The organism is Sorangium sp. So ce385 (genome assembly GCF_051474135.1).
GTDB lineage: Bacteria > Myxococcota_A > Polyangia > Polyangiales > Polyangiaceae > Sorangium > Sorangium cellulosum_D.
Genome location: NZ_CP150337.1, coordinates 1,836,415 through 1,849,474 on the forward strand (window position 1 = coordinate 1,836,415; position 13,060 = coordinate 1,849,474).

A 13,060-nucleotide genomic window follows, 5' to 3' on the forward strand; every position below is an offset into this window, starting at 1 on the left:
TGGTGTCGGCGGAGCGGGGGTGAGGTGGGCACCGTGGGCGCGCACGGCCCTCCAGCTCAGCGCGCGAGCGCGCGTTCTCGTGTGCTGCAAGATTTTCGAGCTTCCAAGAAATGCACCGTGGTCGAGACTCTGGTGATTGAGTCCGAGCCGCTCGAGCGACCTGGAAGGGGTCAATCGAGACTCGACCGCCGAGGACGCCTGGCAGGTGAGCCTCCGGAGGACGAGGATTTGCCCGCGGGCCGACGCGTGTCTCGCGTCCGCTGAAGGGATTTCTCCATGCGAACTTGGATATCGACAGCGACGGCCACCGCCCTCGTGCTCCTCGGAGCGTGCACGGGGGACGACGGCGGTACAGGAGGTGACGGAACCAGCGGCACTTCCAGCTCGTTTGGGTCCACCAGCTCGGTCGGGTCCACCAGCTCGGTCGGGTCCACCAGCTCGGTCGGGTCCACCGGCTCCGGCGGGTCCACCGGCTCCGGCGGGGCCTCGAGCTCGGGTGACGCGACGAGCACGGGTGGGGAGGCGACCGGCGGGACCAGCATGAGCGGTGGTGCCTCGGGGAGCGGGGGCGCCGATGCCGGCACCGGCGAGATCTTCAACCCCCCGTACATCCTGGGTGCCGATATCTCATGGACCCTCGAACAGGAGTCGATCGGCCGGCGCTACCGAGACCAGGGCCAGACCAGATCCATCGAGAGGATCTTGGTCGACCACGGGTTCAACTTCGTTAGGCTCCGGACTTTCGTGTGTCCGGATTGTCAGGGGGGCTACACCTCGGAGCTTTACTCGGGCGCTCGCCCGACGGAGGCCTTCGGCGACATCGCCCACACGATCGCCATGGCGAAGCGGGTCAAGGCCTGCGGGATGGGCCTGTTCCTCGACTTTCACATGAGCGACACCTGGGCGTCCATCGGTCACCAGAACGTACCGTCCGCCTGGGCTGGGATGAGTCCCTCTCAGATGCAGGAGGCCGCTTACGACCACGTAAAAGATGTGCTCGATGAAATGGTGGCCGCTGGCGTGAAGCCGGACATGGTCCAGGTCGGCAACGAGACCAACTCGCGCATGTCGGGGGTGTCCATGAGCAACTGGGCCAACTTCTCCGGTCTCGTCAATGCCGGCATCCGCGCCGTGCGCGAGACCGACCCGAACATCGTCGTGTGGGCGCAGCACGGCCGGCCGCGACCCGACGGCGGCTTCCGCCCCTGGGTGGACGCGTACTTGACCAACGATCCGCCCATCGACGTGGATGGGATCTGCGGCTCGACCTACGGAACCACCAACAATGGCCAGGACTGGAGGGAGGAATTCGGGTACGTCGTCAACAAGTACAACCTGCCCGTGATGAGCTGCGAGTACACCGATGTCCGCAGGGATCTCATCAACTCCGTCATGCGCGACCTCCCGAACCAAATGGGCCGGGGTACGTTCCTCTGGGAGCCGACGGCGTATGGTGATCGTACGCTGTTTGACTTCAACGACAATACCTATACGGCCAACGCGAACATGGACGCCTACGCGCGCTTGGCCGAGTCCTATGGACTTCCTGTGCCGTCGACCCCTGCCGGAGAGCTCCAGGGAACGACGTGCCAGTAGCCGTGCTGTCGAGGGGCCTGTCGGATCAGGACCTCGACGGCCGGCAGCCCTCGCGTCGCGCCGTCCTCCGATCGCGGGAGCGCGCGGCGAACGCCGAGGCGAGCGCGAGGAACGCGAACCCGCCCGCACCGGCGGTGGCGTCCTCGGAAGCGACGGCGCAAGCGCAACCCGCCGCGGCGCTCGCGTCGTCCGAGGTCCCTGCGCCTCCGGCGCGGCCTGCCGATTCGCCGTCGGCGCCGCCGGTCTCCGGGGAGCCGCCGACACCCAGCGCGCCACCCTGGCCAGCGCCGCCCGCCGCGCCCGTTCCACCGCTGGTGCCGACCGTGCCACCGGACCCGTCGCCACCGCTTCCCTGGGCCGCCGTGCCGCCCATGCCGCCGCCAGCGGCGCCCGAGCCGCCGGCGCCGCCGCCCGTCCCTTCGGTCGGCTCGGCGCCGAGCTCGTAAGCACCGAGGTCCGGCGCCGACCCGACGAACGGGAGCCCCACGTCCGTGCCCTCGTCGATCAAGGCGCTCTCGGCCGTGAGCTTCATGAACGCGCACGCGGAGGGGATGCGGCCGTCGGCCTCGCGGGGGCCGGTGCAACCGGCGTCGGACGTGCTCTCGAAGGCCGCGCTCGCCTCCGTGATGTTCAGGTCCCACGTGTTGAACGCGGTGTCGACGCCCCCCATGTTCGAGTTCTTGTTCGGGAAGCCGATGTTGTTCCGCATCTTGTGCGCGAGCGCTCCGGTCAAGATGATCGTCTGGCTGCTGTCGTCGGGCGGGCTCGCCAGCATGTTGTACTGGGTTCCATTCTTGTATGCCGTGTTGTTGAGCCAGGTATTGCCGCCCGACGAATGGTTCGCGTAGAAGCCCGCGGCCTTGTTCTTCCAGGCCACGTTGTTCTGCACGACGTGCCGGATGCCCGTCTTGCTGCTGCCGACCTTGAACCCGTTGCCGTTGCCCTCGCTGCCCCGCCCGTTCGACATGGCGAAGCTGCCCTCGGTGATGACCGGCACCTCCTGCGAGATGTAGTCGTAGCCGTCGTCCGAGTTGTTCCAAGCGCGGCACCCCCGGATGATCGTGCTGGGGCCCGTCGTCTGGTAATGGACGCCGAAGCCGTCTCCGTTCTGACCGTCGCCCTGGCTGCCGTTCTGGTCGTAGTTGTCGTGCGAATCGCAGTTGAGGACCAGGTTGCCGCCGTTGCCTTTATCGATGAACAGGCCGGACCCGAAGCCATGATGGAGGTCGAGCAGCTCGAAGATGTTGTTGCTGGAGCCCTTGGTGCGGAGCAGCGAGTACGAGTGGTCGCCGCTCCTGCCCACCTTGGCGTTGCCGATCTCGAGCCCTCGAAGGTGCATCCAGCTCCCGGTCACCAGGACCACCGGCACGTCGACGGCCGCGTTGCTGGTGACATACCTCGACGCGTCGAGCACCGGCTTCTCACCTGGATAGGCCCAGATCTTGGTGCGGTTCGTATCCGAGGTGCCGCTCCTCGAGAGGACGAGCTGGGTCGTGACGTAGTAGGTGCCGCCGCGCACCCAGATGGTGTCGCCGGCGGCGGCGGCGCTGTTCGCCTTGGCGAGGGTGGCGAACGGCTGGTCCATGGTGCCGCGGTCTGAATCGCTGCCGTCCGGCGCCACGTAGTGCTCCGCCGCGCGCGCGTATCCGGCCGCCAGCAGCACGAAGAGGCCCGCGGTCGTCGAGGTCGCCGCCAAGGACTGCTTTCGATTCATGCTCATCGGTGTAGCCTCGCGAGAAGTTGAAGTCGCCGACGAGAACCGACCGATGTCATTGCCAGTTATCGTGTCTCGTTCGAGCGGCTATGTCAGGTTCGTGAGCGGCCCGGTGCGGTACCGCGGATCGCCGAGCGTGGTCCGGGGGTCGCGGCGACGGAGATCGGGAACGCATCGTCCCTCTCTCCCCGTGTCCCGGAGCGCTCTCGATCAATCACGGGTCGCTCGACTTTGTCATCGAGGGCTCGAAGATTTCCCGTCAGAGGGTAAGTTTACGTCGAGAGAGGGTACCATGGCTCCCACCCGGTCGTGGGCTCCTGGGAGCTCGCCTGTGCGGGCGGCTCGGCGAGCGCCGCCTGCGCGCGCCGGGCTGGTGAGCGGGGCTACCACGGCCCGCCCGAGGCGACGGATCGGTCCCCGCGAGCTCCCCGGGGCCGGCGCCTGACGATTGGAATTGACATCGGAAATGTGAACGCTCACAATGTCCCCGAAAGTCATCCTTTTGCTTCGACGATCGACGATGATGACGGCGTGCCACCGGGGTCCGTGGGGCGCCTGAAGACCCGTGTCCATGTGCTCCGTCGGCACCACGGGAGGATGGCAAGATCAGAGTGATATCGAAACGTTCGATAGCGCCGACCGATGGCGTGCACGACCTTTGCCTGCGGTTCGCGGGAGAGACGCGAATGGGTCCCCTCTCTTCGCTTGCTCGCTCTGATATGGAGTCGCTATGAATACCAAATCGACTTGGGCTTTCACCTGGGCCGCGCTGGGCATGATCGTCGCCGCTTGCGGCGGCTCGAGTGACGACGGCAACGCTGGGGGAAGCGGCGGAGCCGCGGCGGGCACGGGAGGGGGCGCGAGCAGCTCGGGCAGCGAGCAGGCGAGCTCCACCGGAGGGCCTCTGGCCACGGGCTCGGGCGGCTCACAAAGCACCGCCGGTGGGGCTGAGCCCTCCGGCTCGGGCGCCGCGGGCGGAGGAACGCCGGCCGGCGGCGGGGACATGGCGGGCGGGAACGGAGGCTCGGGCGGCGCCTTCACCGGCACGTGCACCGAGTCACGACCCGCGGATCGAAGGGTGTCGGGGAGCGGCCCTCATCAGGTGGTCGTCGAGACGAACCCGGACCCCGGCATCAACGAGGGCACCATCTTCCGTCCGGCGGATCTCGGTGGGGGCGCCAAGTATCCGATCTTCGTCTGGGGGCAGGGCGGATGTTCGCGGGACGGCCTCGCGAACGAAGCGGCCATGGCCGAGATCGCCTCGCATGGCTACTTCGTGGTGGCGGACGGGACACCGGGAAACACGCAGCCCAACCGCGAGCTCGGGGGCGGAGGCGAGGTGCTGCTCGCCTACATCGACTGGGTGATCGCCGAGAACGAGAAGCCTTGCAGCGCCTATTACAAGAGCATCGAGACCACGAAGGTCGCCGCGAACGGCTTCTCCTGCGGCGGCTTGATGGCGGCGGGGACCGCCGCAGATCCCAGGATGACGACCTGGGGACACACGAGCAGCGGCACGTTCTCGCCGGATCAGGCCTTCTACAACTCGATCCACACGCCCGTGTTGATCGTCACCGGCACCGCGGATAGCGTGGGCGCGGACGACAACGGCGCCCGAGACTTCGAGTACATCTCCGCCCGGGGCGATATCCCGGTCATGATGTTCGCCAAGGTCGGCGCGGATCATGGCGGCGATCTGTGGGCTCGGAACGGCGGCGAGTTCACCCAGGTCAACCTGGCGTGGCTCAACTGGTGGCTCAAGGGCGACGAGACGGCCACCGGCAAGGGCGCGCTCGTCGGCGCGAGCTGCCGATTCTGCAGCGACAGGAGCTGGAATATCTCGTCTGCCAATCTGCCCTAGCGTCGATGGGCCTCGAACCGCCTTGCTCCGAGGAGCAGGGCGGTTCGACCGACGAGAAGGCCCCGCGGGCTGCGGGGCGAAGGCGCCCGTCGGATCGAGCTAACCGCGTCGCCCGAGCGCCTCTTGCTGCGCGAAGCCCGGCCCCCGCACCTCGAACACCGCCCGCCCTCGCTCCCGCAAGCTCAGCTCCACCGCCGCGGCCCCGCGCGCGATCTGGTGGCCCTCCCGCAGCGCCTGCTCCAGCCCCTCGCGCGTCATCGCCCGGCCGAGCAGGTAGCGCGTCCCCGGCCGGTACTCCGCCGCGCGACGGCGCCACCAGGCCGAGACGCCCGCGACGTCCGGAAAGGCCAGGTCCCCGTCCGGATCCATCGCCACGTCCCTGTCGCTCGGATCGTCCGTCGGCCCCGCGCGGGCGCCGCTCGGCGCCTTCCGCGCGAGCTGCTCCGCCGCCAGATCGAGCCCGGTGATCAGCGAGATCGCCTGACCCGCGAGGCGCGCGAGGGCCGGATCCCCCGCGACCTCCAGGAGCCACGGCACGGCCGCCGGGTCGCCCAGCGCCCACGCCGCCGCCACCGGCACCCGCGGATCGCGCGCCGACCGCTCCAGCGCGCGCAGCCAGGTGGACGCGACGGCCGGCGCCATCCGCCGCATCGCCATGCTCGCGGACTCGGCCGCGAACGGCCCGCCGCCGTTCGCCAGCTCCCAGAGCACCTGCGCGGACGCGCCCTCGCCGAGCAGCGCCGCCGACCACGCCGCCCAGAAGCGGCACGCCTCGTCGTCGGCGCGGAGCGACGCGCGCACGTCGGGGAGCAGGTCGACCCGCCCGAGCTGCCCCGCGGCCCGCAGCGCCCGCGCGCGCAGCCGCGGGTCGCGCGCGAGCAGCGCGTAGCCGAGCGGCGCGCCGGGGTCCTCGCCGTGCGCCGCGCACGCCGCGATCCCGAGCCGTTGCAGCGCCGGCGGGCACCGGCCCGAGAGGAGCCCGGGCAGGAGGCGCCGCACGCGCTCGAGCGGCGTCCACCCGAGCGCCGACGCGATGCCCCGCGACACGTCCGGCGCCCCGCCGCCCACGTCGAGGACCCGCGCGAGCCCCCGCAGGTCCCAGCGATGCACCGCCACGACCGCCGCGCCGAACACCTCGCCCCCCTCGGCCTGCTGGAGCAGCGCGCGGCACGCCTCCCAGCCCGCGTCCCCCGCCAGCCTGAGCCCGTCGAGGTGCGCCTCGAGCCGGTCGTCGAGCTCGGCCAGGTCCTCGAGGTCGTAGGCCGCGCTCCGGGCGGCGCGATCCCGGAGGAGCCACAGGAACGCCGCCTGGTCGGCGTGCTCCTCGCACAGCGAGGCTTGCAGGGTCGCGCTCATACTCGCCGTCAGTTCATCCCGATCTTGCCGCCCTTGACGCTCACGTTGCCCGAGGCTTGCACGCTCACGTCGCCGCCGGACTTCACCGCGAGCTTCTGCCCTTCCACCTGGATCGGGCCGTCGGCCTTCACGACGAGCTGCTTTCCCTGCAGCACGAGCTCGCCGCTCTGCTTGATCAGGATCTGCGCGTCGCCGACCTGGATGGTGAGCGCTTTGCCCACGATGATGGCCTTGTTCTCGCCGACCTCGTCCCGCGCGCTCTTGCTGACGGTGACGGTCATGTCCTTGCCGACCGTGATGGCGTAGGCCTCGTCCACGCTCACCGATTTGCTCTTGCCGACGGTCTCGTCGCTCGCCTCGCCGACGGATTCGGTCTTGCTCTTGGCGATCGAGATCGTCGCCGACGCGCCGACCGAGACGCTCTGGCCGCCGCCCACGTCGATCGACTGGTCCTTGCCGACCGACTCGGCGTGGCTGCCCGACACCGCGACGGTCCGGTCGCCGCCGACGTCGAGGCGCTCGTCCTGGCCGATGCTCTCCGTGTGCGTCTTCGTGACCTCGATGGCCTTGTGGCCGCCGACGACCTCGCGCTGATCGTTGTCCACGCGCTTCGTCCGGTCGCGGGTGACGTGGAGCGCCTCGTCGCGGCCGATGTCCTGGGTCCTGTCGTTGCGAACGACGGTGTTCCAGTCCTTCTGGGCGTGGAGGAAGACCTCCTCGGAGCCCTTGCGGTCCTCGAAGCGAAGCTCGTTGTAGCCCTCGCCGCCGGACGAGCTGTTCGATTTGAGGGCGCTCTTCGTCTTCTCGGCGGGCAGCGCGTACGGCGGCACGTTGGCGCCGTGGTAGACGCTGCCGACCACGAGCGGGCGATCCGGGTCGCCCTCGATGAAATCGACCACGACCTCGTGGCCGATGCGCGGCAGGACGACCGCGCCCCACGCGCTGCCGGCCCACATCTGGCTCACCCGGATCCAGCACGAGCTGCGCTCGTCCCGCTTGCCCTGCCGGTCCCAGTGGAACTGCACCTTGATGCGCCCGTGCTCGTCCGTGTAGATCTCCTCGCCCGCGGGGCCGGTGACGATCGCGGTCTGGACGCCCTTGATCGACGGCTTCGGCGTGACGAGCGGCGGGCGGAACGGGACGCCGGCGGGGATGGCCTGGAACCGCGTCTCACAGGGCGGCTTGCCCTCGTTCACCACGGCTTCCATGGCGGGCTCGTGGCCGCTGTGCTCGACGCGGACGAGGAGGTAGGCCTGGTTCACGTCGTCGCGCGGGTGCTCGGCGAGCGAGAACGTGCGCCCGGCGAGCATGCGGGGGCAAGCGGCCTCGCCCTCGGCGATGCGGCGCCTCGCCGCGAGCTCCTCCAGGCGGACGCGCGCGCGCTCGCGGCCCGCGCCCGGCGCGTCGTAATCGCCGGGGTGGTCGTAGATCTCGAGATCGTCGTCGCGCTCGCCCTGCTCGGAGCTCTCCAGCGAGAGCGCCGGCTTCTTGAAATTGTAATCGCGCAGCGTGACCTTGCCGGGCTGGACCTGCTCGGCGTAACGGAACCGGGAGACGTGCTCGCCGCTGATGAGCGCGCCGAGCGGCGGGCGGAACACGAGCGTCGCCTCGCCGTCGATCGGCGGGTGGGCCGAGGGGTCGTCGCAGAGCACGAGCTTGTGCGCGTCCGCGTCGTGATCGAACCAGTAGGCGATGCCCTCTTCCTCCATCAGCCGGCAGGCAAATGCCCAGTCGGTCTCGCGGTACTGCACGCAATACTCGCGGGGCGCGTAGCGCCCCCGGAGCGCGAAGCGGCAGTCGCCCGCGGCGACGCCGGCGGCGCCCAGGACCTTCTTCAGGATGTCGGGGACCGAGAGCTCCTGGAAGATGCGGCTGTCGCGCCGGTGGAGCAGGCGAAAGACGTCGGGCACCAGCACGGCCCTGTAGGTGGTGAGCTTCTTCCCCTCTTCGCCGAGCTCGAAATGGGCGATGATCCCGTGGACGCGGCGGAAGTCCTCGCCGACCCGGAAGCCGAGCGACGCGCGCTTTCCGACCGCGGCGCCGAGGGCGAGATCGCCGGCGAGGCTCACGAGCGTGATATCGAACCGGAAGAGCTCGGAGATCGCCTCCTGCCCCTCGAAATGGACGACCCGGAGATCTCCGCCGACCCCTTCGATCTGGAATGTGTGCACGGATCCCGCTCCTCCCGAGAGGCGAGCGCACGGGAGCGCGCGCGCGCGATCGCCTCGATACTACATGCTCCGCGCTGGGCGGTGTCGAGCTGCTTGTCGCGGGCCAGCGAGTCTGAAACCATCCTCGCTCACCGGCTGGATGCCCGCCCTCGACAACCTCACCCCGCTCGCCGCCGCCGATTTCCCGTCGCTCACGCGCGATGGCGTGGAATGCCTCGTCGTCGTCGCCGCCGGCAGCTTCGTCCTGCCGGCGCCGGGGCGGCCGGCCGCGGGGCCGCTGCGCCTCTGCGACGAGCAGCCCGCGCCGCGCGCGGCCGACGCGTACTGGGGCGAGCCCGGGGCGTCGAGCCTTCGCTATGAATCGGAGGCCGCGTACACGCGCCCGATGACGGACGTGCTGCTCCACGGCCACACGTGGACCGCCGGCGGGAGGCGGGCGACCACGGCCTCGGTCGCGGTCCGGGTGGGCCGGGTCGAGAAGCGGGCGCTGGTCTTCGGCGCGCGCGTCTGGCAGCGGGGCAGGGCGGGGCTCTCCCCCTCGAGCCCGGAGCCCTTCCGGTCGATGCCGCTCCGCTACGAGCAGAGCTTCGGCGGGGCGGCCGCCGGCGCGCACGACGCGCGCAACCCGGTGGGCATGGGCCTCTATGCGAGCGAGCGCGAGGCGCAGGGCCGCCCGTTGCCGTTCATCGAGGACCCCGACGCGCTCATCGAGGGCTGGTCGGACCGGCCTCCGCCGTGCGGCTTCGGCCCGGTGGCCCGGAGCTGGCAGCCGCGCCTCGGGCTCGCGGGCACGTACGACGCGGCGTGGGTCGAGCGGCGCGCCCCGCTCTGGCCTGCCGATTTCGACGAGCGCTTCTTCCAGGCGGCGCCCCGGCGCCTGGCGGCCTCGCCGCACCTCCGCGGCGGCGAGCCCGTCCTCCTCGACGGCGTGTCGCCGGACGGCCCGATCGCGTTCTCGCTGCCCGTGTGCCGGGTGGTCGCGAAGTGCGCCCTCGGGCGGCGCGTGGAGCGGCGGCTCATGGCGCTCGACGCGGTCTACCTGGAGCCGGACGAGCGGCGCGTCTCGCTCGTCTACCGCGCGACGTTCGCGGCCCACGGCGAGCTCGCCGCGCACGAGGTCACCACCGTCCGCCTGCTGGAGCCGTGGGAGAACGCGCCGTGAGCGGCGAGCGCGTCGTGGGCCTCGGGCTGTGCACGCCGATCGGGACGACCGAGGAGATGACGCTCGCGTCGATGCGGGCGGGGCTCGCCCGCTTCGCCGAGGCCGCGGCGCCGGGCGTCGGCGAGCCGGTGCGCGCGTCGCGGCTCTCGACGCTCGATCCCTCGTCCACCCGCACGGAGCGGATGATCGCGCTCGGCCGCGCCGCGCTCGACGGCCTGCGGGAGCGGCTCAAGGCGTCCCCGACCGGGCGGGTGCCGCTTTACCTCGGGCTGCCGGAGCCGTCGCTGGGCGCGCCGGTGGCGCGCGAGTCGCTCCTCGGCGCGCTCCTCTCCGCGCCGCCGGGCCAGGCGGGGGGCGCGCTCGCGCTGGTCGGGGCGTTCGAGGGCGGGCGCGCGGCCTTCTTCGAGGCGCTCTCCGCGGCGCTCGGGGACCTGCGCGCGGGCCGGGTCGGCTCGATGGCGGTGGTGGGCGCGGTCGACTCGCTCTGCGACGCGGACTCGCTCGCGGCGCTCTCGGCGGCGCGGCTGCACCTCTCCCCGCAGAACCGCGACGGGCGCATCCCGGGGGAGGCGGCGGGCTTCGTCGTCGTGGCGCGGCCCGGGGCCGCGGCGGCGATGGGCCTCGAGGCGTTGGGCGTCGTGCTGGGCGTCGCGCTCGGGGCCGAGCCCGCGCCGTTCGCGTCGCGGGTGCCGAGCGCGGCCGACGGGCTCACGGGCGTGTTCCGCGCGCTCCGGGGGGACGAGGCGGCGGGGGCGCGGCGCGTGGACGAGGTGATGAGCTGCCAGCCGGGCGAGTCGTTCTGGGCGACGGAGCTCTCGCGCGCGTACCTGCGCAACGCCGCGTGGATGCCGGAGCCGCTCGCGCTGCGCGCGGCGGGCGAGTGGCTGGGCGACGCGGGCGCGGGCGCCGCGCCGGTGATGCTGGCCGCGGCGCTCCACCGGCGGCGGAGGCGGGCGCCGGCGGCGAGGGCGGCGGGGAACGCGCCGCGCGCGCTCGTGTACGGCAGCGCGGACGGCGCGCGGGGCCGCGGGGGGCGCGTGGGGGCCTGCGTGGTGGAAGGGGCCCTCGGGGGCTCCGGCGGAGGAGAGGGGCGATGAGCAACGTCTTCGCGAACGGCCGGCTGGTCCTGCATCAGGGCGACGGCCTCACGCACGTCGCGGCGCCGCCGGACGTCTGCAAGGTGCCCACGCCGGCCGGCCCGGTGCCCACGCCGTTCGTGAACACGGCGCAGGACGCGATGCTGGCCAAGGGCAGCAAGCAGACGAGCATCGCGGGCAACCCCGTGGCCCTCGCGAGCTCGGAGCTCAGCACGAGCGCGGGCGACGAGCCGGGGACGGCGGGGGGCGTCATCTCGTCGAAGATCAAGGGCAAGCTGACCTGGGGCGGGTCGAGCATGGATGTGAAGGTGGAGGGCAAGGGCGTGGCCCGGTTCCTCGACCCGACCCTGCAGAACGGCAACACGTTCAACACGGCGTTCATCTCGAACGGGCAGACGGGGCTGGCCTATGGCGACGACGCGGCGTGCGGGGTGTGCGACAAGCCGGTCGACAGCCACCGGGTTCACGAGACGGGCGAGGTGGTGGCGACCCTGCTCGACCTCTTCAAGGAGCTCCGGGACAGGTTCCTCGTGCAAGAGGAGCGCCTGCGCAGGTATCTCGACCTCCTGGAGCAACGGCGGGCGGAGCGGGCCGTGTTCGAGCTCAAGATCGATAAGGAGAGCGCGAACTTGGAGGAGCTGGAGCAGGGCGTGGCATCTGCGAAGGCGAATCTCGACAAGGCGAGCAAGGAGCACAAGGCCAAGCTCGGCAGCGACTACAACGACGCCAAAAAGAAGGCCATGGCGAAGGAGAACGAGATCAAGGCCATCCGGCGAGATATGGATGTCGCGACCCAGGCCTTCACGCAGGAGCTCCGCGCGATCAACGACGAGCTCGGGGCGATGCGCCCTGTCCTCGGCGCGAGCGAGGGGACCGGCACGTATACCAAGCCCTATATGATCGGGGCGTGCATCTGTAAGTGCGTCCAGAACCCCAAGAGGCTCGCGGCCGCCTCCGGCGAGGTCACGCCCGGCTTCCGCGACGCCGTGGACGCCACCGGGACGTTCGCGCTCGTCGACGGCTTCACGCAGAGCGAACGGCAGAAGAGCGCCCTCGAGACGATGAACCGGAATGTCTGGGACTGCGCCGCTCCCAAGCTCCTCCAGGCAGGAGGCGCGGGCGGACACAAGGTCAAGACCCTGTCGGAGAAGTGGTACTCGCCCCTCGGCAAGGCCGTCAAGGTCACGTACACGAAGACGAAAGACGGAGAGAGCTCGAGGGGACTGGAGAAGTTCCAGCACGGAGAGTCGGTGCCTTCGTGCGAGACCTGCCAGCAGCTCACCCCGGAGATGCTCTGTGACAACCAAGCGGAGTGCCCCTGAGCCATGGAAGAGCTCCTCGCGCTGCTCGACCGCTACGCGCCGGGGTACCGCGGCCGGATCCAGGGCGTCTACGGCTGGCGGCTCGACGAGCTCGAGGAGCGCTTCGGCCGCCCTTGCCCGGGCTTCTACCGAGCCTTCGCGGCGGCGATGGGCGCCGAGGGCGGGCCGCTCCTCGAGGACCTTCACGAATACCATCCTTCCAAGATCGCAGAGCTCTACGAGCTTGCCCCGTGGATGCCGCCGCGCCGCTTCCTCTACGTCTTCGGCGACGCTTCCCCGGACGGGCACCATTACTTCCTCGATCTCGACGCCCCGTCCGAGGCCGAGGACTGCCAGGTGGTCCGCTTTCCGTTCGGCGAGCAGACGTGGAAGACGCGCCTCACCCGGCGGTTCGTGAGCCTCCGGGAGATGCTGTTCGTGCTGGCGATGAGGAATGTCCACCTCCCGACCTTCCCTCACCGCGCCGAGCACCTCGCCGCGGACGGGCCGGCGGGCGCGCCTCCGCGCGCCGAGGACGCGGCCGTGGTCTTCGAGCGGCTGGGGTTCACGCGGCTCCCGTACCCGCGGCGCTGCCTCCTGTTCGAGCGGCAGGACGCGGCCATCCTGCTCTACCGGCGGCCGGACGACCCGGGCTTCTCCATCCGCGTGGGGATGCGCGACGCCGGGCAGCTGCGGAGCTTCCAGGCCATCGTCGAGGACTCCGCCGGGTTGACCGAGTGGCGGGGGGCCGCGTCCGTCAACGCCGGCAGCGCCGACGGCCGCTGAGGCCGTCCCGGAGCGC

9 protein-coding genes are annotated in these 13,060 nt (G+C 71.1%); 6 read left to right on the forward strand and 3 right to left on the reverse strand.

What is annotated here, in order from left to right:
• The first annotated feature begins 540 nt into the window (after positions 1-540).
• Complete coding sequence (locus tag WME83_RS06735) at positions 541-1,596, forward strand: glycosyl hydrolase 53 family protein (RefSeq protein ID WP_437318420.1); 1,056 nt, start codon at positions 541-543, stop codon at positions 1,594-1,596.
• Positions 1,597-1,621: 25 nt separating this feature from the next.
• On the opposite strand, the gene WME83_RS06740 is transcribed toward WME83_RS06735, so the two are convergent.
• Complete coding sequence (locus tag WME83_RS06740; protein ID WP_437318421.1) at positions 1,622-3,316, reverse strand: right-handed parallel beta-helix repeat-containing protein; 1,695 nt, start codon at positions 3,314-3,316, stop codon at positions 1,622-1,624.
• A 724-nt stretch (positions 3,317-4,040) separates the two neighbouring features.
• Between WME83_RS06740 and WME83_RS06745 the strand changes: the two genes are divergently transcribed.
• Entirely contained in the window at positions 4,041-5,171 is a 1,131-nt protein-coding gene (locus tag WME83_RS06745; protein WP_437318422.1) for an alpha/beta hydrolase family protein, read from the forward strand.
• Positions 5,172-5,270: 99 nt separating this feature from the next.
• Here WME83_RS06745 and WME83_RS06750 read toward each other — a convergent pair whose 3' ends face one another.
• Together WME83_RS06750 and WME83_RS06755 are read right to left on the reverse strand one after the other, a co-directional pair.
• A complete protein-coding gene (locus WME83_RS06750) occupies positions 5,271-6,527 on the reverse strand; it encodes a TIGR02270 family protein (protein ID WP_437318423.1) in 1,257 nt (418 codons plus the stop codon).
• A gap of 8 nt (positions 6,528-6,535) precedes the next feature.
• Positions 6,536-8,698 carry a type VI secretion system Vgr family protein gene (locus WME83_RS06755; protein ID WP_437318424.1) on the reverse strand — a complete coding sequence of 721 codons (2,163 nt, stop codon included), beginning with the start codon at positions 8,696-8,698 and terminating at the stop codon, positions 6,536-6,538.
• Positions 8,699-8,837: 139 nt separating this feature from the next.
• On the opposite strand from WME83_RS06755, the gene WME83_RS06760 reads away from it, so the two are divergent.
• Genes WME83_RS06760 through WME83_RS06775 form a run of 4 tightly spaced genes read left to right on the forward strand, consistent with a single transcriptional unit; the run spans position 8,838 to position 13,044 of the window.
• Entirely contained in the window at positions 8,838-9,860 is a 1,023-nt protein-coding gene (locus WME83_RS06760) for a DUF2169 family type VI secretion system accessory protein (protein ID WP_437318425.1), read from the forward strand.
• Positions 9,857-10,957 (forward strand): 3-oxoacyl-ACP synthase, encoded by a 1,101-nt coding sequence (locus WME83_RS06765; RefSeq protein ID WP_437318426.1) that lies wholly within the window; start codon positions 9,857-9,859, stop codon positions 10,955-10,957. Before WME83_RS06760 ends, WME83_RS06765 begins: the two co-directional genes overlap by 4 nt.
• The gene (locus WME83_RS06770) at positions 10,954-12,279 is read left to right on the forward strand and encodes a PAAR-like domain-containing protein (RefSeq protein ID WP_437318427.1); all 1,326 of its coding nucleotides are present in this window, start codon (positions 10,954-10,956) and stop codon (positions 12,277-12,279) included. Before WME83_RS06765 ends, WME83_RS06770 begins: the two co-directional genes overlap by 4 nt.
• A gap of 3 nt (positions 12,280-12,282) precedes the next feature.
• Positions 12,283-13,044, forward strand: coding sequence for a hypothetical protein (locus tag WME83_RS06775; protein WP_437318428.1), 762 nt, complete (start codon positions 12,283-12,285; stop codon positions 13,042-13,044).
• Positions 13,045-13,060 lie beyond the last annotated feature (16 nt).

Coding starts and splice junctions, on each gene's coding strand:
- WME83_RS06775 (WP_437318428.1), top strand. CDS start 12,283: ATGGAAGAGCTCCTCGCGCTGCTCGACCGCTACGCGCCGGGGTACCGC.
- WME83_RS06760 (WP_437318425.1), top strand. CDS start 8,838: ATGCCCGCCCTCGACAACCTCACCCCGCTCGCCGCCGCCGATTTCCCG.
- WME83_RS06750 (WP_437318423.1), bottom strand. CDS start 6,527: ATGAGCGCGACCCTGCAAGCCTCGCTGTGCGAGGAGCACGCCGACCAG.
- WME83_RS06745 (WP_437318422.1), top strand. CDS start 4,041: ATGAATACCAAATCGACTTGGGCTTTCACCTGGGCCGCGCTGGGCATG.
- WME83_RS06735 (WP_437318420.1), top strand. CDS start 541: ATGAGCGGTGGTGCCTCGGGGAGCGGGGGCGCCGATGCCGGCACCGGC.
- WME83_RS06770 (WP_437318427.1), top strand. CDS start 10,954: ATGAGCAACGTCTTCGCGAACGGCCGGCTGGTCCTGCATCAGGGCGAC.
- WME83_RS06740 (WP_437318421.1), bottom strand. CDS start 3,316: ATGAGCATGAATCGAAAGCAGTCCTTGGCGGCGACCTCGACGACCGCG.